The following is an 18,243-nucleotide window of genomic DNA, read 5'->3' as shown; positions in this document are numbered from 1 at the left end:
CCATGCGCACCGCCCTTTGGACTGTTCTATTGCTGACCGGGTTCGCCAGCGGCTGCACCAGCGACGACTATGTGCGCACCGAAGGGGTGACGCCTGGCGTCGGCAACGCGCAGGCGGCCAACACGGCCATGCAGATGGTCGATCCCTGGAAGTACGGTGTCCAGAACACCAGGCTTCTGGTGCCGGCCCAGCGTCCGGGTTCCGAGAGCGCTGCCGTCGGTGCGAAAGCCGGCTCCGGGCCGGCACCGACGGCATCATCATCAACGACATCGGACTGATGGGCTGACGACGATGGCATCTGGTACCAAGACCAAGAAAATCCTGCTCGTTTCCACCGACAGGGCGTTTGTGCAGGACACGCGCACGGCCTTCACCGCGTCCGAGGTCATCGAGCTTCTGACGGTCGAGAAAAGCATCAACGAGCTGCGCGGCGAGATCCTCGAGGCGGATTTCGGCACGGTCATCGTCGACATGGATGCGGCGAAGCTCGAAGAGATCGAGTCGCTGCAGCGCGTCATGCGCCGGCTGGAAGGCCGCATTCCGGTGGTCGTCGTCACCCAGGAATTCAACGCGGCGGCTGTGCGCATCCTGGTGCAGCTCAAGGTCGCCGATTTCCTGGTCAAGCCGATTACGACGGCAGACCTCGTGCGCTCCGCCATCCGTGCGCTGCAGGGGCCGGGGCGGGAAGAAAACACCGAATCGCACATCTATACGTTCATGCCGGCCGCCGGCGGCGTCGGCACCACCACGCTCGCCCTTCAGACGGCCTTCCAGCTGCATCATTCAGTGACGCGCGGCGCCTCGACATGCGTGGTCGACCTCAATTTCCAGCAGGGCGCCTGCGCCGAATATCTCGACCTCGAACCGCGCTTCGACATCACCGAAATCGAGAACCAGCCGGAACGCCTCGACCGGCAGCTGCTCGACGTGATGCTGTCCAAGCATGCGAGCGGGCTGTGCGTGCTTGCAGCGCCGACGCGCCCCTCGGACATGCGCTCGTTCAAGACCGATGTGGTGGTGCGCATGCTCGACCTGGTGGCGGCTTATTTCGACAATGTCGTCATCGACATGCCGCGCACCTGGTTCCCGTGGACCGAGACGGTGCTGCTGGGTTCCAACAAGCTCTACATCGTCGCCGAGATGACGGTGCCTTGCCTGCGCCATACGCAGCGTCTCATCCAGGCCGTCTATGAGACCGCCGGCAAGGAAGTAAAGCCGAACGTCATCGTCAACCGCTTCGAGCAGAAGATGTTCGACAGCGGCATCAAGGCGGCCGATGTCCAGGACATACTCGGCGAGCATTTCGTCGGCGGCATCTCCAACAATTACCGGCTGGTGCGCGAGGCCGTCGACCGCGGCGTGCCGCTGCACGCCATCGACCCCAACGCCAATGTCGTCAACGACCTGAAGAAGATCATCCTGCCGGAAGAGGCCGTCCAGACCGCGGTCAGGTCGAAGTCGCTGTTCGGCCTGGGCAAGGGCTTGCTGAAGAGGAAGGCAGGATGACCAGTCGTTTTTCCAACCTGCAGAGCCGCGACGTCCGCCCCCTGCGGGCGCCCGAACCAGCGCCTGTCGCACACCATGCCGTGATCATTCCGACGACCCGCAAGCCAGCGCCGCCGAAGCCTGAAGCCGCGCCGGCAAAAAGCGCCAACAAGGTGCTAGATGCGCGCGTGCGTATCCATCGCATGCTGCTCGAAGAGATCAACCTCGTGGCGCTGGAGCGGCTGCCCAAGGATGAGATGCGCCGGCAGGTGCATGAGTTCGTCTCGGAAAAGACGCGCGAGGAGCGGATGGCGATCAACATCGCCGAGCTCGACTCGCTGGTCGACGACATCGTCGACGAGATGGTCGGCCTCGGCCCGCTGGAGCCGCTGCTCAAGGACCCTGAGATCAACGATATCCTGATCAACGGCCACCAGAACTGCTTCGTCGAAAAGCGCGGCAAGCTGCAGCAGGTCCATATCCCATTCAAGGATGAAGCGCATCTGCTTCGAATCATTAATAAAATCGTCGCGGCTGTCGGCCGCCGCGTCGATGAATCGCAGCCGATGGTCGACGCCCGCATGCTCGACGGTTCGCGCTTCAACGCCGCCATCCGCCCGGTCGGCGTCGACGGCCCTCTGGTGTCGATCCGCAAATTTTCCAAGAACAAGCTCGGCCTGCACAAGCTGGTCGAATTCGGCGCCATCACCCAGAACATGGCCGAGGTGCTGGCGGCGGCGGTGCATGCCCGCAAGACCACGATCATCTCTGGCGGCACCGGCACCGGCAAGACGACGATGCTCAACGCACTGTCTGCTTTCATTCCCGAAGACGAGCGCCTGATCACCATCGAGGACGCGGCCGAGCTGCAATTGCAGCAGCCGCATGTGGCACGCATGGAGACGCGCCCGGCCAACATCGAGGGCCATGGCGAGTTGAAGCAGCGCGACCTGGTCAAGAACGCGCTGCGCATGCGTCCTGACCGCGTCATCCTCGGCGAGTGCCGCGGTGAGGAAGCCTTCGACATGCTGCAGGCGATGAACACCGGCCATGAAGGCTCGATGGCCACCATCCATGCCAACACGCCGCGTGACGCCATCTCGCGTCTGGAACAGATGCTCGGCATGACCGGCATGCCGATGACGGTGCAGTCGATCCGCAGCCAGATTTCCAGCGCCCTCGACATCATCGTCCAGCTGACACGCCTTTCCGACGGCAAGCGCAAGGTGACCAGCGTTGCCGAGGTGACCGGCATGGAAGGCGACGTCATCCAGATGCAGGAGATATTCCGCTTCGTGCGCACCGGCATGGAGGCGGACGGCAAGATCCTCGGCCACTTCGAGGCGACCGGTATCCGTCCGCGCTTCCTCGAGGACCTGCGCAACATGGGCATCGAATTCCCGGGCAGGTATTTCGAGCCCGGCCGGCCGCAGGACTAGGCCGGTGTTGGAGGGTTTCAGCCCGATCTACGTCGTGTACGCAGCGGCGGCGCTCACCGGCATCATGATCGCCGAGGGCTGCTACCTGCTTTATGCCGGGCGCAGCGACAAGCGCACGGCGATCAACCGCCGCATGAAGCTCGCGGAGAACAAGATCAGCCAGGAGCAGGTGCTGATCCAGCTTCGCAAGGAGCGCGGGATCGACGGTGCCACCTCCATCTTTTCGCCGGACCGCTTCCGCGCCCTGCGCACGCAGTCCGGCATGACCACACCGCTGCCGAAGTTCCTGATGATCACATCGGGGATCGCTCTCGCGCTGGCGCTTTTGGCGATCTGGAAGGGCTTGCCGCTCTTGTTCGGCCTGATCCTGCTTCTGGTGTTGCTGCCGGTGCTTCCAGTGATGGCAATGCGCTTCATGCGCAAGCGCCGGCACAAGCGGTTCGGCATCCAACTGCCCGAGGCGCTTGAATTGATCACGCGCGGCCTGAAGGCCGGCCATCCGGTGCCGGTGGCCGTTGCCATGGTGTCGCGCGAGATGGCCGACCCGATCGGCACCGAGTTCGGCGTCGTCGCCGACGAGGTGACCTATGGCTCCGACCTGGTCTCGGCGCTGAACAACCTGTTCGACCGCGTGGGTCACGAGGACCTGCCGCTGTTCGTCACGGCGGTGTCTATCCAGAGCAGTTCGGGCGGCAATCTGCGCGAGATCCTGGACGGCTTGTCAGCGACGATCCGGGATCGCGGCAAGCTGCGCCGCAAGGTGCGCGCCATTTCGACGGAAGGCCGCATGTCGGCCTATATCCTGACCGCGGTGCCGGCGCTTCTGTTCACCGCCATCATGGTGCTGATGCCGCAGTTCTACCGAGATGTCTGGGACGTGCCGAAGACCTGGTACATGCTGAGCGGCTCCATCATCTGGCTGCTGCTCGGCAACGCCATCATGTTCAAGATGTCGAATTTCAGGTTCTGAGATGGAAGATGTCATCCGATTCCTCGCTTCGCTCGCGCCGGCCTCGTTGATGCCGGTTGCCGTGCTGCTTCTTGTGCTGGGCGGCGGCGCTGTCGCCTGGCCGCTGGTGCTTGCCAAGGGCGATCGCAGCGACGTCAAGCGCCGGCTGAAGGTGGAGGCAGTGCGGCCGGTCGAGCAGGTCGAGCCCACGCCTAAGAAGAACACCAATGCCGTGCGCGAGAAGGCGATGAAGCGGGCACAGGAATTCTATGCCAAGAGCGACCCGGAAAATGTCGCGCGGCTGCGCATGAAGCTCATCCAGGCCGGCTATATGGAGCCGCGCGCCGTCGGCATGTTCTTCCTGGTCCGTTTTGGCACCCTGGTCGGCGGGGCGATAGGCGCCTTCCTCATCAATCATTGGGCGGCGAGCGCCGAGTCGACCATGACCAGCCGCTGGACCTTCATTATCCTGTCAGGCGCCGGCGGCTATTTCCTGCCTGGCCTGGTGCTGACGCAGAAGGTTCGGGAAAAGATGCGCGAATACCGCAACGGCTTTCCCGACTTCATGGATCTGATGATCGTCTGCTCCGATGCCGGCATGAGCATGGAGGCGGGGATCGAGCGGGTCTCCAAGGAGCTTGCCAGGACCTATCCGTCGCTCAGCCAGAACCTGATGCTGGTGTCGCTGGAATTGCGGGCCGGACGCAGCCTCGACGACGCGCTGAAGGCGCTTGCCGACCGCCTCAGCCTCGACGAGGTGCGCTCCTTCGCCACGCTGCTGCAGCAATCCAAGGAGCTTGGCACCAGCCTGTCGGGCTCGCTGCGCGTCTTTTCCGACGAAATGCGGCACAAGCGCATGTCGCTGGCCGAGGAGAAGGCACATGCCTTGCCGGCCAAGATGTCGGTCCCGGTAACGGTCTGCATCCTGCCGGTGGTGCTGATGATCGCCATCATACCGATCATCGTGAAACTGACGGCGCACTAAAGCGTGTCGCGCCGAAAACAGATTCAGGCGATACGCTTTAAGTCTTTGTTTTTATGCATGTCGTTGCCCCAGAACCGCTGCGCACTTCTGGGCGACATGCATTAGGGATTCAGGTGAGCCCGGTCTGCAAACGGCGGCTTCCTGCGCTTCCGGACTTCGCCGGCCGAAGCACTCGCGGGTGGCGTGCGCATAAATTGAGGCTACAGCCGGCGTGGGCCGGTGCTCACGTACTTCAAGTACGCTCCGCTCCAGTTCTCGGAAACCACCGTTTTCGACTCGGCCTGACCTGAATCCGGGCATGGCTCAGGGCGCCAGCACTGGTTAACGCATCCTTGGCATACAACCGAAATTTAGCTGCGTTTCGGCACCGAAGCTTAATCGCTCCCTTGTATGGTCTTTTCTGAAGAACGACCCGGCAAATCGGGCGATGGGGCAGGGGCATGCGTCAGAGACTTCCCAGGGCAGCGGCGGCGTTGGCAGCCGTCTTGATGATCACCGGCTGCACGACGAACGCAAACGTCGACACGACCAAGACCACAGCGATCCAGCCGGTGGCCAAGGATGTCAGCGCCAGCGACCTCGTCGAAGGCAAGGCGCAGTTCCGCGAGGCGAATTTCGGCCTTGCCGAACAGCATTTCCGCAAGGCGGTCGAACTCAAATCCGACAATGCCGAGGCCTGGATGGGGCTTGCCGCGTCCTATGACGAGCTCGGCCGTTTCGACTTCGCCGACCGCGCCTATGCGCAGCTGCTGAAGGTCGCCGGGCGCAAGCCGCAGATCGTCAACAATATGGGCTATTCGCAGCTTCTGCGCGGCAACAGGAAAAAGGCGCGCGCGCTGCTGCTCGAGGCCAAGGCCGGCATGGCCGACCAGACGGTGGTCGATGCCAATCTGGCGCTGCTCGACAAGGGCTGATAGCGTTCCAGATTCTCGTATCCCGTGTACTGTCAAGGGATTTCGCCTCACGTGTCGACGCTTTGTAAACCCTGTATCGAGGTAGCGTTGGGCATCCGCCGAAAACGGTTTGCGCCCACCGCCGCCTGCCTACATTGAGGGGCGACGGGCACTCGCTAGAGGCAGTTCTTCACCGATGTTGGATTTCAGTTCGCTCCTGCTCGCGGCGGCACTGTCGGGCACCTGCCTCAGCATCACCATGTTTGCGATCTGGCTCACCACGCCGCGGGCGCGCTTCGTGCTCACGGTTGCCTGCGGCATCTTCGTGCTCGTCGCCCACGTCGTCGCGTTCTGGCGCTACACCAGGGATGCCAGCCCCTGGCTGTGCCAGGTCGTGCTCGCGCTGCTCACCCTGGGGTTCCTGGTCATCTGCATGTCGGCCATGCAGTATCTCGGCTTCCGCAACTTCCGCCGCGCCATCGCGCCGACGCTGGCTGCGATGGCCGTCTGCGCGATCGTCACTTATCTCGGTTTCGATGGCATCGGCTTCCAGATCACCTACGCGGCCGTGACGGCGCTGCTCGCAGCGATCGGAGCGATGTTCTGGATGAAGGGCGATCACGACCGCCGCATCCTCCTGGTCGTCTCCTTCCTAAGCGGAGCCTGCGGCCTGTCCTTCGCGCTATGTGCCCTGGAGCTGCTCGTCCACGGGCAATGGGTGCTTGGCGCCGCGCCCGACAACTGGGCGGAGCGGTTGAACTCCGTTATCGCGGTCGCCTGCATGACCGGCCTCGGCGCGCTGACGCTTTCGCTGCACCATCTGCAGGCGCAGATCGAGCTCAAGGCCGAGACCATGACCGATCCACTGACCGGCCTGATGAACCGCAGGGCGCTCAACGAGCTTTACGGCGATCGAAGCTTCGGTCCGTTCATGGCGATCGCGATGTTCGACCTCGACCATTTCAAGACGACCAACGACGTCTTTGGCCATCCCGTCGGCGATCAGGTTCTTTGCCGCTTCGCGGTGGTGATCAAGAAGTACGGCAAGGCGGGGATCGATGCCTTCCGGCTGGGAGGCGAGGAATTCGCGCTCGTCATGTCGCGCGTGACGCCGGAAAAGGCGCATGACATGGCAAGCCGGATCGGCGTCGCTTTCGGCACCGAGGTCGTCGCGACCCATCGCGGCCCGCTGCGCAGCAGCGTCAGCGGCGGCATGGGGTTTGGCTCGGCCGCGGGCCGCTCCCTGGACGAGGTGCTGGCGCAAGCCGACGCGGCGCTTTATGCGGCCAAGCGCGCAGGGCGCAACCGGGTCATCGCCCAGGACGACAAGGCGGACCAGCCCGATGCCGGGCCGGCGCTACGTTCGGCCTGAGCAAACGTCAGCGTCTACTCTGCGGCGCCGAGATATTCCGACAGCGGCGGGCAGGAGCAGACGAGATTCCGGTCGCCGGCGACATTGTCGATGCGCGATACCGGCGGCCAGTATTTCGCCGCCAGATCGGCGTCGCCCGTCGGATAGGCCGCCTCCAGCCGTGAGTAGGGATGCTTCCACTCACCGGCAAGCGCTTCGGCCGCGGTGTGCGGAGCGTTGACCAGCGGGTTGTCGTTGGGCGGCCACTCACCCTTGGCCACTTTCGCCGCCTCGCCGGCGATGGCGATCATCGCCTCGCAGAAGCGGTCGAGCTCGCGCTTGGGCTCGGACTCGGTCGGCTCGACCATCAGCGTGCCGGCAACCGGGAACGACATGGTGGGCGCGTGGAAGCCGTAGTCGATCAGGCGCTTGGCGATATCGTCGACGCTGATGCCGGCGCTCTCCTTCAGCACGCGGGTGTCGAGAATGCACTCATGCGCGATGCGGTCGCTCCGGCCCTTGTAGAGGAGCGGGAAGTGCGGCGCGAGCCGCGTCGCCACATAGTTGGCCGAAACGATCGCCGTCTCGGTCGCCTGCTTCAGGCCGGAGCCGCCCATCATGCGGATATACATCCAGGTGATCGGCAGGATCGAAGCGCTGCCGAAGGGCGCGGCCGCCACGGCATGCGCCGTGCCTTCCGTGACATGACCCGGCAGATAGGGCTTCAGATGCGCCATGACGCCGATCGGACCGACGCCCGGGCCGCCGCCGCCATGCGGGATGCAGAAGGTCTTGTGCAGGTTCATGTGGCAGACGTCGGCGCCGATATCGCCGGGACGGGCGAGGCCGACCAGGGCGTTGAGGTTGGCGCCGTCGAAATAGACCTGGCCGCCATGCTCGTGGATCAAGGCGCAGAGGTGACGCGCGCCTTCCTCGTAGACGCCGTGCGTCGAGGGGTAGGTGAACATCAGCGCCGCGAGGTTCTTGGAATGCTCGTTGGCCTTGGCCCTCATATCGTCCATGTCGATACTGCCGTCCTCGGCGCAGCGTACGACGACGACGCTCATCCCGGCCATCGCCGCGCTCGCCGGATTGGTGCCATGCGCGGAAGACGGGATCAGGCAGACGGTGCGATGGCCTTCGCCACGCGCGCGGTGATAGGCGCGGATGGCGAGCAGGCCGGCATATTCGCCCTGGCTGCCGGCATTGGGCTGCAGGCTGACGGCGTCGAAACCGGTGATCTCCGACAGCCAGGCTTCAAGGTCGCCGGCCATGGCGCGGTAGCCGGCCGAATGGCTGGCCGGCGCGAAGGGATGCAGGTTGGCGACATTCGGCCAGCTCACCGGCATCATCTCGGCGGCGGCATTGAGCTTCATGGTGCAGGATCCGAGCGGGATCATGGCGCGGTCGAGCGCGAGGTCCTTGTCGGCCAGCCGGCGCAGGAAGCGCATCATCTTGGTCTCGGAGTGGTTCTCGCGGAAGACCGGCTGGGTCAGGAACTCCTTGCCGCGCGGCTTGCCGGGCATCGAACCGCGTTCCGCGCCCGGCTTGGCGCCGAAGAGGCCGGCGATCGCCTCGAGATCGGCTTGCGTCGAGGTTTCGTCGAAGGCGATGCTGACATGGTCGGCATCGATGACGCGCAGCAGCCGGCCGGTCTTCTCGGCGGCTTGCGCAAGCGAAGCGGCCTTGCCTTTCACCTGCGCCGTCACCGTATCGAAGCGGCTCGCGCCGAGCACGGCAACGCCCGCGGCCTCGAGGCCGGAAGCGAGGCGGTCGGCCAGCCCGTGGACGTGACTGGCAATCGCCTGCAGGCCGGCGGGGCCGTGCCAGATCGCATAGGCAGTCGCCATGTTGGCCAGCAGCGCCTGCGCCGTGCAGATGTTGGAGGTGGCCTTGTCGCGGCGGATATGCTGCTCGCGCGTCTGCAGCGCCAGCCGGTAGCCCGGGCGGCCCTTGGTGTCGGTGGACTGGCCGACGAGGCGGCCGGGCATCAGGCGGGTCAATTTGTCGGAAACGGCGCAGTAGGCGGCGTGCGGACCGCCGAAGCCCATCGGCACGCCGAAGCGCTGCATCGGGCCGACGGCGATATCGGCGCCAAGCGCTGCCGGAGCGTCGGTCAGGGTGAGCGCCAGCGGGTCAGCGATGAAGACGACCAGCGCGCCTGTGGCGCGGGCCTTTTCGATCGCCGCCTTGTGATCGCCGTAGACGCCGAACGTGTCCGGCCAGGAGACGAGCAGGGCCGCGGTGTTGTCGTCGATCGTCTCGCCGTCGACCTCGATGCCGAGCGGCTCGGCGCGGGTGCGCACGACATCCAGTGTCTGCGAATGCGGCGTTCCGGCAAGTGCTACCTTGGTGCGCTTGTCGCGGTGGTGACGCAGCGCAATGCCGACAGCTTCCGCGACGGCGGTGGCTTCATCGAGCAGCGAGGCCGACGCCACCGACAGGCCGGTGAGTTCGGCGACCAAGGTCTGGAAGTTGAACAGCATTTCCAGCCGGCCTTGGCTGATCTCGGCCTGGTAGGGTGTGTAGGCCGTGTACCAGGCAGGGTTCTCGAACAGGTTGCGCTGAATGACCGGCGGCACGAAGACGCCGTGATAGCCGGCGCCGATGAAGCTCTTAAGCACCGTGTTCTTCGCCATGATCGCCGACAATTCGGCCAGCGCTTCCGCTTCGCTCGCTGGCGCGGGCAGGTCGAGCGGCAGGTCGAGGCGGATCGATCTCGGCACCGCCTGGCTGATCAGCGTTTCGACGGATGGAACGCCGATGGTGGCGAGCATTGCCCTGACGTCGCTGACGCCGGGGCCGATGTGGCGGGCGGAGAAGGGAATAGGTGCTGCGGTCATTTCCAAAATCCTGATATCAGCCGATATGGGCTTTGTAGGCGGCCTCATCCATGAGGCTGTCGAGCTGGCTTTCGTTGGCCAGCTTCATCTTCCAGAGCCAGCCGTCGCCGGTCGCCGCCGAATTGACCAGCGAGGGGTCGGCGGACAATGTGGTGTTGGCCTCGGTGATCTCGCCGTCGACTGGCGCGTAGACGTCCGATGCCGCCTTGACGGATTCGACGACGACGGCGGTATCGCCCTTGGCGAGCTTGCGGCCGATTTCCGGCAGCTCGACGAAGACGAGATCGCCGAGCTGTTCCTGCGCATAGTCGGTGATGCCGACAGTGGCGACGCCGCCTTCGACGCGGAGCCATTCATGATCTTCAGTGAAATAGGTCTTTGCCATCTGGAAATCATCCTTTGCGGTAGCGATGCTGGGTGAAAGGCAGGGTCGTGACGTCGACCGGGATTTTCGTCCCGCGGACATCGGCGAACAGTTTTGTGCCGGGTTTGGCAAGTGCAGTGTTGACGTAGCCCATGGCGACCGGATGACCGGTCGAAGGGCCGAAACCTCCGGACGTGACATGGCCGGCCGGATGGCCGTCGGCATCGATGAGTGCCGCGCCGGCGCGCACCGGCTGGCGCCCGTCCGGCTTCAGGCCGACGCGCTTCTGCGCCGGCCCGCGCTCCAGGATCGAGCGCAGCGCGTCGGCGCCGATGAAATGGCCGGCGGCGCGGACTTCCTTGGCGATCGCCCACATCAGGCCGGCGCTTGCCGGATCGATCTCGGGCGTCAAGTCCTGGCCATGCAGGCAGAGCCCGGCCTCGAGGCGCAGGCTGTCGCGGGCGGCAAGGCCGATCCACTGCACGCGCTCGTCTTCCAGGAGCCTGGCGACGAGATCGCGGGCATCCGATTCCGGCAGGCCGATTTCGAACCCGTCCTCGCCGGTGTAGCCGGAGCGGCTCATGAACCAGTTTTGCCGAGGCTCGATACCATGCATGAAGAGCAGCGAACCGGTCTCGATGCCGGCCCGTGCAAGGGCTGCCCAGGCGTCTGGCCCCTGGATCGCCAGGAAAACCCGGTCGAGCGGTTCCACTCTGGCGTCGAAATCCGCGGCCAGCGCCAGAAGGTGCTTTTCGTCTTCGACAGCGTTGCCGGCGTTGGCCACCACCATGAAGCGGTCGTCGCCAAGGCGCGTCACGATAAGGTCGTCGATGATGCCTGCCGCCTCGTTGAGGAAGAAGGTGTATTTGGACTGCGAGATTTCCAGCGCGCCGGCGTCAAGCGGGCAGGCGCGGTTCAGCAGCGCCGCGGCGCCCGGACCGCTGAGCGCAAAGAGCTTCATATGCGAGATGTCGAACAGGCCGGCACGCTCGCGCGTGTGCAGGTGTTCCTTCATCACGCCGGGCGGGTAGGTGAGCGGCATCGACCAGCCGGCGAAGGCGCCGAAACGCGCGCCTGCGGCCTGATGAAAATCCTCGAGGGGTAGATGCTTGGTGTCTTCGTCGGTCATGTCTTCTCCAGAGTCGCACGACAATCGACCGCGAATGGCGGCCTAGTCGTGCCCCTCTGTCTGAAGCCTGAGAGACTTGCGCCCCGTAACTCTGTCGGCAGCGCTTACACCTTCGGCGCGGGAAGATTCCCGACTTTCCAGAGTTGTCTTCCCCGTCCACGGTTCTTTTGCCTGAGAGATTTCGGGCGATTTCCCCTTCGGCGACAGCTTGCGCTGCTCTCTCCCACAAACAGGTAGGACTCAGTCGCCTGAGCCCTCGACGCGCCATCCATAGCCTGTCGGCGACACCTTGTCACCTCCCAGCGACATGTTGCCGACAAGTCTTCGCTAACCACGCCATTTGCCGGTTTCTCAAGACAATGCTGATAAAGCTCGGTGGGGCTGATAAAGCTCGGTGGGCTAATGCACTGGGTTCGCCGGCAACGGGCGACGGGCAGGGGCGGCAGATGGGCGAATTGATCATGAGCGCTCCGGTGGCGGGGCTGACCTCGAAGAACAAGATCACGGCCGAGGACGTGACGATGCTGCGGCGCGAGGTTTTCGCAGACGGCCTGGTGAGCCGCGGCGAGGCAGAGGCGCTGTTCGCGCTCGACCAGACGGCGCGCGACAAGTGCGGCGAATGGGCGGCGTTCTTCGTCGAGGCGGTGACCGACTACATCGTCCGCCAGGAAAAGCCGGAAGGCTATATCTCCGAGCAGAATGCCGACTGGCTGGTGCGCACCGTCTCACGCGACGGCATGGTCGACAGCCGCACCGAGCTGGAACTGCTGGTGCATGTGCTGGAGGAAGCGAAATCCTCGCCAGGACAGCTTTCGGCCTATGCGCTGGAGCAAGTCGCGCATGCGGTGGTCGAAGGCAAGGGTCCGCTTATGCACGGCGGCAGCCTGGTTCCCGGCCATATCGCCAAGGCCGAGGTCGATCTCCTGCGCCGCATCCTCTATGCTTACGGCGGCGACGGCAACATAGCCATCAGCAAGGTCGAGGCGGAGGTCCTGTTCAGGATCAACGACCGGACCGCGGCCGCCGACAACGACCCTTCCTGGAACGACCTCTTCGTCAAGGCGATCGCTAACTATGTCATGTGCTCGGCCGGCTACGAACCGCCGACTCGCGAAGCGGCGCTGCGCCACGAAAACTTCCTCGATGAGGCCGCGCCGACGCTTGGCGGTTTCTTCAGCCGGATGGTCTCGGGCGGGTTTGCCGCGATCCTCGAACCCTATCATTCGCCCGGCGATATCGAGGCTGAATGGGAAGCCAAGAACCGGGCAGCCGAAGCGCTTGCCCGCCGCGCCGAGACGGTCGACGCCGACGAGGCCGAATGGCTGGCCGAGCGCGTCGGCGGCGGCCAGCGGCCGCTGCGCGACAACGAACGCGCCCTACTGACGCTGATCAAGCACGCTTCGCCGGAAATCCATCCGGCGCTAAAGCCGCTGCTGGATAAGGTGGCTTAATGCGTGTCGCCCAGAAGTGCGCACCGGTTCTGGGACAACGACATGCATCAAAACAATGACTTAAGCGCGAAGCCTGAATCCGGTTCAACGCGACGCGCTTTAAGCTTACTGCTTCGGCTTGGTCTGTTCCGGCTTGGCTGAAGTGTCGAAGCGCGACATCCATTTGAAGCCGCCGAACCAGTAGCGGCGGACACCGGCGATGGTGCCATCGGCGGTGCGCGCGCCGATCCAGTTGTTGACGTATTGGACAGGCGGACATCGTCCGGCCGCAGGGCGAAGGCTTCCGGCGTGCGCAGCAGCGGGCCTCCGACCAGCCTGAATTTCGCATCGTAGAGCCTCGCCGCCATCTGCGGCGTCGGCGAGGTGGCGACCATCGCCTGCGCGTCGCCGCCGATGATCGCGGCAAAGACATCGGCGGTGTTGTCGAACGACAGGATGTTCGCCCTCGGAAAGGCTTCCCTGGCAGCCGCCTCGTCCGTTGAATTGGACAGCACTGCGATCTTATACCCCGGCGCTGTCAGCGCCCGTCCGGGCCTTTTGCCCAGGCCGGCGATCGAGGCCACCATGCGGATGTCGGCGGTGCCAGTCGGATTGGAGAACACGACCTCGCGGGCGCGCTCCGGCGTGCTGGCATAGCCTGCGGCGATCAGGTCGAAATCGCCCTTGAGCAGACGTGTCTTCAGGTCGTTCCACGGCACTTCGACCAGCTTCAGGTCGACGCCGAGATCGGACGCCAGGGCGCTGGTCAGGTCGACATCGTAGCCCGCGAATTTGCCGTCCGCGTTCTTGAGGATCCATGGCGGGTTGAGCGCCACGCCGACCGTCAGTGTCTTCTGGTCGATAACGCGCTTCAGGCTGTCGTCCGCGCGGGCTGGCAGTAACGCCAACCAGGCGGAGAGAACAAGTATGATCGCCGCGATCATTTTGTTAGCGCGCATGAATATATCCTCGCTGCACCTTGTCTGGTTGTAAGACTTACACAGAGGTGCCATTCTGTCGATAGCGAACCCAATTGGAGACTTGCGATGTCGGCGCGGATGGCGGTGATCGGTTCGACGGTGTTGCTGGCCAGCTTCCTGGGCAATCCGACGCAACTGTCGCTGCTACCTGATGCCGCGCGGGCCGCGGGTCCCATGCGCGTGGTCTGCTCAAGCTCCGACTACCGCTACTCCTATTGCGGGGTCGACACCCGTGGCGGCGTACAACTGACCAACCGGCTGTCGAAGTCGCGTTGCCAGTTCGGCACAAGCTGGGGCTATGACGGCGGTGGCATCTGGGTGGACAAGGGTTGCTCGGCGCAATTCCTGGTTGCCGGCTCCGGCCGCAGGCCGTCTCCAGGCGATGCGGCGGCCGCGATCATCGTCGGCGGCATTGTCGGCGCCATCCTCGACAGCAATGACAGGCATGGCCGCCATTCTGACAATTACTATCCGAGGCCGAGGCCGCGCCGCGACGACCAATGGATCGACCCGACGCCGCAGTTCGACAAGGACGGCAATTCCAATTTCGATACTCACGGCAACTATCAGGGATGCCACGGCGTCGGCTGCATGGTGGATAATCCGGACGAGACGCAGGACGACGAATGATCGCGCCGCCAAGGTCTGCATGCTGAACGCCAGACCTGTCCGGCTGCTGCTTATCGGGGAACTACCGTCTTGCAGAAGATGATGTTGGAATGGCCTTCCGGCCATCCTGTCAATTCGGCCATGCGCTCGAAGCCGGCTTTTTCGTACAAACCCGGCGCCTGGAAGTCATGGGTCGAAACCCATATTCGCCGCACGCCGCGCGCGGCCGCCTCCGTGACAAAGGCGTCGAGCAGCTTCCTGCCGTGGCCGCGGCCTCGATAGGCCTCGTCAACCCACATCAGCTCGAGCTCGGCGATGCCGGCCCAGGAATAACCGGCGGCCATACCGATCGCGCGCCCCGCTTCGTCTCGCAGCACATAGACGAAGCTGCGGTCGTCATTGCGCCCGGTTAGCCGCCGGTTGTCGCTGTTGAGCTGTTCCTCGATGGCGCCAAGCTCGGCTGCCGGAAGATCGTGTTCGGCCCGCAGGCGAGGGGCCGTCAAATCCCGCCATACCAGTCGTAGCCGTTGTCCTCCCAATAGCCGCCGCGGCCACCGCCGATAGTGGCGAAGCTGTCGACCAGCTCTATTTTGTAGAGGTATTTCGGCATCTTGTAGCCAAGCTGGCGCTCGACGCGCACGCGCAGCGGCGCGCCGTTCTCCACGGGCAGCGGCTTGTCGTTCACGCCATAGGCCAGAATCGTCTGCGGATGGCGGGCGTCGATCAGGTCGATCGTGCCGTAATATTTGATGTCGCCGGACAGGCTTTGCTCGATCGTGTCGAGGCAGTGGAACATCACGTAGCGGGCCTGCGGCTTCACCACTGCCTGGTCGAGCACCAGCGACAGCGGCGTGCCGGTCCATTTGGCGATGCAACTCCAGCCTTCGACGCAGTCATGGCGGGTGATCTGGGTGCGGCTCGGCATGTTCTGGAGCTGCTCGCGTGTCAGCGACAGTGGCTTCTCGACAAGGCCGGTGACCTCCAGGCGCCAGTCGGCGAAATTGTTGGCGAGCAGGCCCTTGTAGGTGTCATCGTCGGGCGCTGTGACACCATTCGGCCGCTGTGGCTGGCGGATATCAGCCTCGGTGAATTCCGGCGCCAGCGCGTCGCGACCGGCAAGCAGGCGTTGCGCGCGCCAGGTCAGGCCATTGGCATTTTCGAGGAAGCTGCGCAGCCCGCCGCCGATGCCGAGGCCGCTGTCGAAGGCATCACAGCCGGACAGCGCGATGCCGGACAGGCCAAGGCTGCTGGCGGTCAAGAACTTGCGGCGGCTGATCTGGAATTTTGCCATGTCAGACGCTCCTCTCGGTTGGCTGATCATGCTTTGCAGGCGGGTCAGTGCGATACCAGCCGGTGATGATCGAGCGCAGTTCGTTGATCGGGCCGGCGGCGAGGATCATCAGGATGTGGATGACGAAGAAAAGCACGAGCAGCACCATGACGGTGAAGTGGATGGTGCGCGCCGTCTGCCGGCCGCCAAGGATTTCGTTGAGCCAGGGCAGCACCGAATCCATGCTCGGCGACATGGCGAGGCCGGTGACGATCATCAGTGGCAAGAGCACGAAGAGCACGCCGCCATAAGCCATCTTCTGCAGCGTGTTGTATTCGCGCGTGTGATGGAATTTCAGCTTCGCATGGTCGACGATATCGCGCCGCAGCTTGCGCAAATCCTCGACGCGCGGCGCCAGATCGCGACGGATATGGCCGTTGATAAGGCTCGCGACCAGCCAAATAAGCAGCGTTGCGCTCAGCACCCAGGCGAAGAAGAAATGCACGACGCGCGCTGTGCCGAGGTCGTAATAGGACGGGATCGTCGCCCAGGCCGGGAAGGCGCGCGGCGTCTCCTGGCCAGCGGGGCCCGACCAGCCGAGCACGCCGGTGGTGTCGAAGCGATGCCCGAAGATTTCGGTGAAGCCGCGCGGTCCCTTATCGGTGTTCTCGGCCCCGATCTGGAGGATGGTGTTGTTATATCCGAAGCCGGACTCCTTGCCGACATAGAGCTGCGGGCGCGCGTTGAAGATCTGCAAACCGGACAGCAGCATGAAGAACAGCGCGAGTGCCCACAGCCAGTGCGTCAGCCGTGTCCAGAGCGACTGCCGGTAGATGAGGGTCGCGTTCTTCGCGTCCTTCTGGGCGGCGGGTTGGCTCGTGGGAGCAGAGTCCATTATCGTCCTCCAGCCGCGTTATCGCTCGCGGCCTCTTCAGGTCATTGTCTTCCTCTCAATACGTCACCGCACAAGGCAATGTTTCATGCGATCACGGTTTTATTACGAGGCGCCCAGGCTGACCGCGAGATTGACCGCCGCCGCAACGATCACCGTGTTGAAGAAAAAGGTCAGGATCGAATGGACGAGCACGACAAGGCGCATTTGCGAGGTGGTGACGGCCGTGTCGGCGGTCTGCGCCGTCATGCCGATCACTGTCGCGAAATAGAGGAAGTCCCAACCTTCCGGCCGCTTGCCGCCGGGAAAATCGAGGCCGCCGACCGGTATCTTCTTCTGGGTCTTCTCATCGATCCCGTCGCCATCCTTCCAATAGACATGCGCGTAGTGCAGCGACGCCATGGCATGGATGGTGAACCAGCCGAGCGGGATCGACAGCATGGCAAAGGCGAGTTGCAGGGCATGCGCGGCATCCTTCTGGTTGATGAGCAGGAACAGCGAGACGATGGCCGCGCCGACGACGAAGAGCGTGACGGCGAAGATCAGCAATACGGGCAGATCGGTCGCGCGCGCGTTCTTGCTGAGATAGCGGCCGGTAAGGCTCGGCATCAAGGCGAGCACCAGAGCGATATAGCTCACAAAGAACACGTTGGCGCCGATCGAGTAGGGCAGCGGCGCGCGCAGCAGCAAGGCAAGCAGCAGCGCGACGATGCCGATGGCCGCGGCCAGAGCGAACTGCATGTGCCGATGCATCGGCGTCTTGAGGGATGTATCGTCACCCATGGCCCGGCCTCCTGAAAGGCGTTCGGATCAGTCCGGTGTGACGGATTTCAAGGCACGCCGCAAGATGCGGTCGAGCTCACCGAGAAACTGCGACCTGTCCTTTGGCGTGAAGCTGGCGTTGAAGCCCCGGCTTTCACCGGTCTCGCGCAGATGCTGCTTGAGGTCGCGCATCGCCACCGCCATGCCGATGGTCTCCGGCGTGAAGGGGCGTCCGGTGGGACCAAGCACATGCGCGCCGAGCGCAACCGTGCGCGCGGCAAGCGGTATATCGGCCGTCACCACGATGTCGTTGGTCCTGGCGTTCTCGACGATCCAGTCGTCCGCGGCATCCGCGCCCTTGGAGACGACGACGTTGCGGATCATCGGATCGCGGGACGGGCGCAGGCCGCCATTGGAGACATGGGTGACGACGACGCCATGGCGCTCCGCGACCTTCTCGACCTCGGCCTTGACCGGACAGGCGTCGGCGTCGACATAGATGACAGGTGCAGGCAATTGTCGCTCCAAATGTGCAAAAAGGGCCGGCGCTGGCCGGCCCTTTGCATGAAATTCGCGATTGTCAGGCCGCCAGGGCTCCCGTCTTCTTCGCGGTCCAGGTGGCCATATAGTCCATCAGGCCGGGGTTGAGGCAGTCATAGGGTTCGAGCCCGATCGACTTCAGCTGGCCGCGGATACCGGCCATGCGGCTCGGGTCGACGCCGGATTCGATGATCGAGGAGACGAACGCGGCAAAGCCCGGCGGCGACCAGCCATCCTCCTCGAAGCGCTCGGGGTGGATGAAGGACAGGCCCTTGAAGGCATGGTCGCGCTCGACCGGGCCGTACATGTGGACGCCGCAGCC

At 64.2% G+C, this 18,243-nt stretch carries 18 protein-coding genes, 1 pseudogene and 1 riboswitch; of the genes and pseudogenes, 9 read left to right on the top strand and 10 right to left on the bottom strand.

Annotated elements, in window-relative coordinates; genetic code table 11:
* The first annotated feature begins 2 nt into the window (after positions 1-2).
* The 7 genes from AC0L2L_RS27665 to AC0L2L_RS27635 all read left to right on the top strand — a co-directional run bounded on the left by AC0L2L_RS27665 (position 3) and on the right by AC0L2L_RS27635 (position 7,123).
* Positions 3-278, top strand: coding sequence for a hypothetical protein (locus AC0L2L_RS27665; protein WP_473583003.1), 276 nt, complete (start codon positions 3-5; stop codon positions 276-278).
* Between the two features lie 13 nt (positions 279-291).
* Complete coding sequence (locus AC0L2L_RS27660) at positions 292-1,506, top strand: CpaE/TadZ family protein (protein WP_027167354.1); 1,215 nt, start codon at positions 292-294, stop codon at positions 1,504-1,506.
* A complete protein-coding gene (locus tag AC0L2L_RS27655; protein ID WP_473583000.1) occupies positions 1,503-2,924 on the top strand; it encodes a CpaF family protein in 1,422 nt (473 codons plus the stop codon). The genes AC0L2L_RS27660 and AC0L2L_RS27655 overlap by 4 nt, the downstream gene beginning before the upstream one ends.
* Before the next feature lie 4 nt (positions 2,925-2,928).
* The gene (locus AC0L2L_RS27650; RefSeq protein ID WP_473582998.1) at positions 2,929-3,894 is read left to right on the top strand and encodes a type II secretion system F family protein; all 966 of its coding nucleotides are present in this window, start codon (positions 2,929-2,931) and stop codon (positions 3,892-3,894) included.
* Position 3,895: 1 nt separating this feature from the next.
* Entirely contained in the window at positions 3,896-4,858 is a 963-nt protein-coding gene (locus tag AC0L2L_RS27645) for a type II secretion system F family protein (RefSeq protein ID WP_473582996.1), read from the top strand.
* A 440-nt stretch (positions 4,859-5,298) separates the two neighbouring features.
* The gene (locus AC0L2L_RS27640) at positions 5,299-5,772 is read left to right on the top strand and encodes a tetratricopeptide repeat protein (RefSeq protein WP_473582994.1); all 474 of its coding nucleotides are present in this window, start codon (positions 5,299-5,301) and stop codon (positions 5,770-5,772) included.
* A 175-nt stretch (positions 5,773-5,947) separates the two neighbouring features.
* Positions 5,948-7,123 (top strand): GGDEF domain-containing protein, encoded by a 1,176-nt coding sequence (locus AC0L2L_RS27635; protein ID WP_473582992.1) that lies wholly within the window; start codon positions 5,948-5,950, stop codon positions 7,121-7,123.
* Positions 7,124-7,137: 14 nt separating this feature from the next.
* Here AC0L2L_RS27635 and gcvP read toward each other — a convergent pair whose 3' ends face one another.
* Genes gcvP through gcvT form a run of 3 tightly spaced genes read right to left on the bottom strand, consistent with a single transcriptional unit; the run spans position 7,138 to position 11,438 of the window.
* Positions 7,138-9,945, bottom strand: a complete 2,808-nt coding sequence (gene gcvP, locus AC0L2L_RS27630; RefSeq protein WP_473582990.1) for an aminomethyl-transferring glycine dehydrogenase — start codon at positions 9,943-9,945, stop codon at positions 7,138-7,140.
* A 16-nt stretch (positions 9,946-9,961) separates the two neighbouring features.
* Positions 9,962-10,330, bottom strand: a complete 369-nt coding sequence (gene gcvH / locus AC0L2L_RS27625) for a glycine cleavage system protein GcvH (RefSeq protein ID WP_473582988.1) — start codon at positions 10,328-10,330, stop codon at positions 9,962-9,964.
* A gap of 7 nt (positions 10,331-10,337) precedes the next feature.
* Positions 10,338-11,438: a glycine cleavage system aminomethyltransferase GcvT gene (gene gcvT / locus AC0L2L_RS27620; RefSeq protein WP_473582986.1), complete on the bottom strand. Its 1,101-nt coding sequence runs from the start codon at positions 11,436-11,438 to the stop codon at positions 10,338-10,340.
* A gap of 149 nt (positions 11,439-11,587) precedes the next feature.
* Positions 11,588-11,674, bottom strand: a riboswitch (glycine riboswitch).
* 210 nt (positions 11,675-11,884) lie between these two features.
* On the opposite strand from gcvT, the gene AC0L2L_RS27615 reads away from it, so the two are divergent.
* Positions 11,885-12,889 carry a hypothetical protein gene (locus AC0L2L_RS27615; protein ID WP_473582984.1) on the top strand — a complete coding sequence of 335 codons (1,005 nt, stop codon included), beginning with the start codon at positions 11,885-11,887 and terminating at the stop codon, positions 12,887-12,889.
* Positions 12,890-12,936: 47 nt separating this feature from the next.
* Here the strand turns inward: AC0L2L_RS27615 and AC0L2L_RS27610 are convergent, their stop codons facing one another.
* On the bottom strand, positions 12,937-13,827 hold the full coding sequence (locus tag AC0L2L_RS27610; RefSeq protein WP_473582982.1) for a transporter substrate-binding domain-containing protein: 891 nt from the start codon (positions 13,825-13,827) through the stop codon (positions 12,937-12,939).
* Between the two features lie 87 nt (positions 13,828-13,914).
* Here AC0L2L_RS27610 and AC0L2L_RS27605 point away from each other — a divergent pair, with 87 nt between their 5' ends.
* A complete protein-coding gene (locus tag AC0L2L_RS27605; RefSeq protein ID WP_473582980.1) occupies positions 13,915-14,478 on the top strand; it encodes a DUF3011 domain-containing protein in 564 nt (187 codons plus the stop codon).
* Between the two features lie 50 nt (positions 14,479-14,528).
* On the opposite strand, the gene AC0L2L_RS27600 is transcribed toward AC0L2L_RS27605, so the two are convergent.
* The 6 genes and pseudogenes from AC0L2L_RS27600 to AC0L2L_RS27575 all read right to left on the bottom strand — a co-directional run.
* Positions 14,529-14,960 carry a GNAT family N-acetyltransferase gene (locus tag AC0L2L_RS27600; protein WP_473582978.1) on the bottom strand — a complete coding sequence of 144 codons (432 nt, stop codon included), beginning with the start codon at positions 14,958-14,960 and terminating at the stop codon, positions 14,529-14,531.
* On the bottom strand, positions 14,957-15,748 hold the full coding sequence (locus AC0L2L_RS27595; RefSeq protein WP_473582976.1) for a molybdopterin-binding protein: 792 nt from the start codon (positions 15,746-15,748) through the stop codon (positions 14,957-14,959). The genes AC0L2L_RS27600 and AC0L2L_RS27595 overlap by 4 nt, the downstream gene beginning before the upstream one ends.
* 1 nt (position 15,749) lies before the next feature.
* Positions 15,750-16,622: a cytochrome b/b6 domain-containing protein gene (locus AC0L2L_RS27590; RefSeq protein WP_473582974.1), complete on the bottom strand. Its 873-nt coding sequence runs from the start codon at positions 16,620-16,622 to the stop codon at positions 15,750-15,752.
* A gap of 102 nt (positions 16,623-16,724) precedes the next feature.
* Positions 16,725-17,402 carry a DUF1345 domain-containing protein gene (locus AC0L2L_RS27585; RefSeq protein ID WP_473582972.1) on the bottom strand — a complete coding sequence of 226 codons (678 nt, stop codon included), beginning with the start codon at positions 17,400-17,402 and terminating at the stop codon, positions 16,725-16,727.
* Positions 17,403-17,429: 27 nt separating this feature from the next.
* Entirely contained in the window at positions 17,430-17,897 is a 468-nt protein-coding gene (locus AC0L2L_RS27580) for a YaiI/YqxD family protein (RefSeq protein ID WP_473582970.1), read from the bottom strand.
* 64 nt (positions 17,898-17,961) lie between these two features.
* Positions 17,962-18,243, bottom strand: a pseudogene (locus AC0L2L_RS27575) (S-(hydroxymethyl)glutathione synthase); the annotation flags it as partial.

This window comes from Mesorhizobium sp. WSM4832 (assembly GCF_055811115.1).
Note: the sequence above shows the minus strand (reverse complement) of the source record. Positions and strands in the feature narration are given on the sequence as shown.

What these genes read in the sequence shown, in the direction of transcription:
- AC0L2L_RS27665 (WP_473583003.1), top strand. Translation starts at nt 3, where the DNA reads ATGCGCACCGCCCTTTGGACTGTTCTATTGCTGACCGGGTTCGCCAGC.
- AC0L2L_RS27660 (WP_027167354.1), top strand. Translation starts at nt 292, where the DNA reads ATGGCATCTGGTACCAAGACCAAGAAAATCCTGCTCGTTTCCACCGAC.
- AC0L2L_RS27655 (WP_473583000.1), top strand. Translation starts at nt 1,503, where the DNA reads ATGACCAGTCGTTTTTCCAACCTGCAGAGCCGCGACGTCCGCCCCCTG.
- AC0L2L_RS27645 (WP_473582996.1), top strand. Translation starts at nt 3,896, where the DNA reads ATGGAAGATGTCATCCGATTCCTCGCTTCGCTCGCGCCGGCCTCGTTG.
- AC0L2L_RS27640 (WP_473582994.1), top strand. Translation starts at nt 5,299, where the DNA reads ATGCGTCAGAGACTTCCCAGGGCAGCGGCGGCGTTGGCAGCCGTCTTG.
- AC0L2L_RS27635 (WP_473582992.1), top strand. Translation starts at nt 5,948, where the DNA reads ATGTTGGATTTCAGTTCGCTCCTGCTCGCGGCGGCACTGTCGGGCACC.
- gcvP (WP_473582990.1), bottom strand. Translation starts at nt 9,945, where the DNA reads ATGACCGCAGCACCTATTCCCTTCTCCGCCCGCCACATCGGCCCCGGC.
- gcvH (WP_473582988.1), bottom strand. Translation starts at nt 10,330, where the DNA reads ATGGCAAAGACCTATTTCACTGAAGATCATGAATGGCTCCGCGTCGAA.
- gcvT (WP_473582986.1), bottom strand. Translation starts at nt 11,438, where the DNA reads ATGACCGACGAAGACACCAAGCATCTACCCCTCGAGGATTTTCATCAG.
- AC0L2L_RS27615 (WP_473582984.1), top strand. Translation starts at nt 11,885, where the DNA reads ATGGGCGAATTGATCATGAGCGCTCCGGTGGCGGGGCTGACCTCGAAG.
- AC0L2L_RS27610 (WP_473582982.1), bottom strand. Translation starts at nt 13,827, where the DNA reads ATGCGCGCTAACAAAATGATCGCGGCGATCATACTTGTTCTCTCCGCC.
- AC0L2L_RS27605 (WP_473582980.1), top strand. Translation starts at nt 13,915, where the DNA reads ATGTCGGCGCGGATGGCGGTGATCGGTTCGACGGTGTTGCTGGCCAGC.
- AC0L2L_RS27595 (WP_473582976.1), bottom strand. Translation starts at nt 15,748, where the DNA reads ATGGCAAAATTCCAGATCAGCCGCCGCAAGTTCTTGACCGCCAGCAGC.
- AC0L2L_RS27590 (WP_473582974.1), bottom strand. Translation starts at nt 16,622, where the DNA reads ATGGACTCTGCTCCCACGAGCCAACCCGCCGCCCAGAAGGACGCGAAG.
- AC0L2L_RS27585 (WP_473582972.1), bottom strand. Translation starts at nt 17,402, where the DNA reads ATGGGTGACGATACATCCCTCAAGACGCCGATGCATCGGCACATGCAG.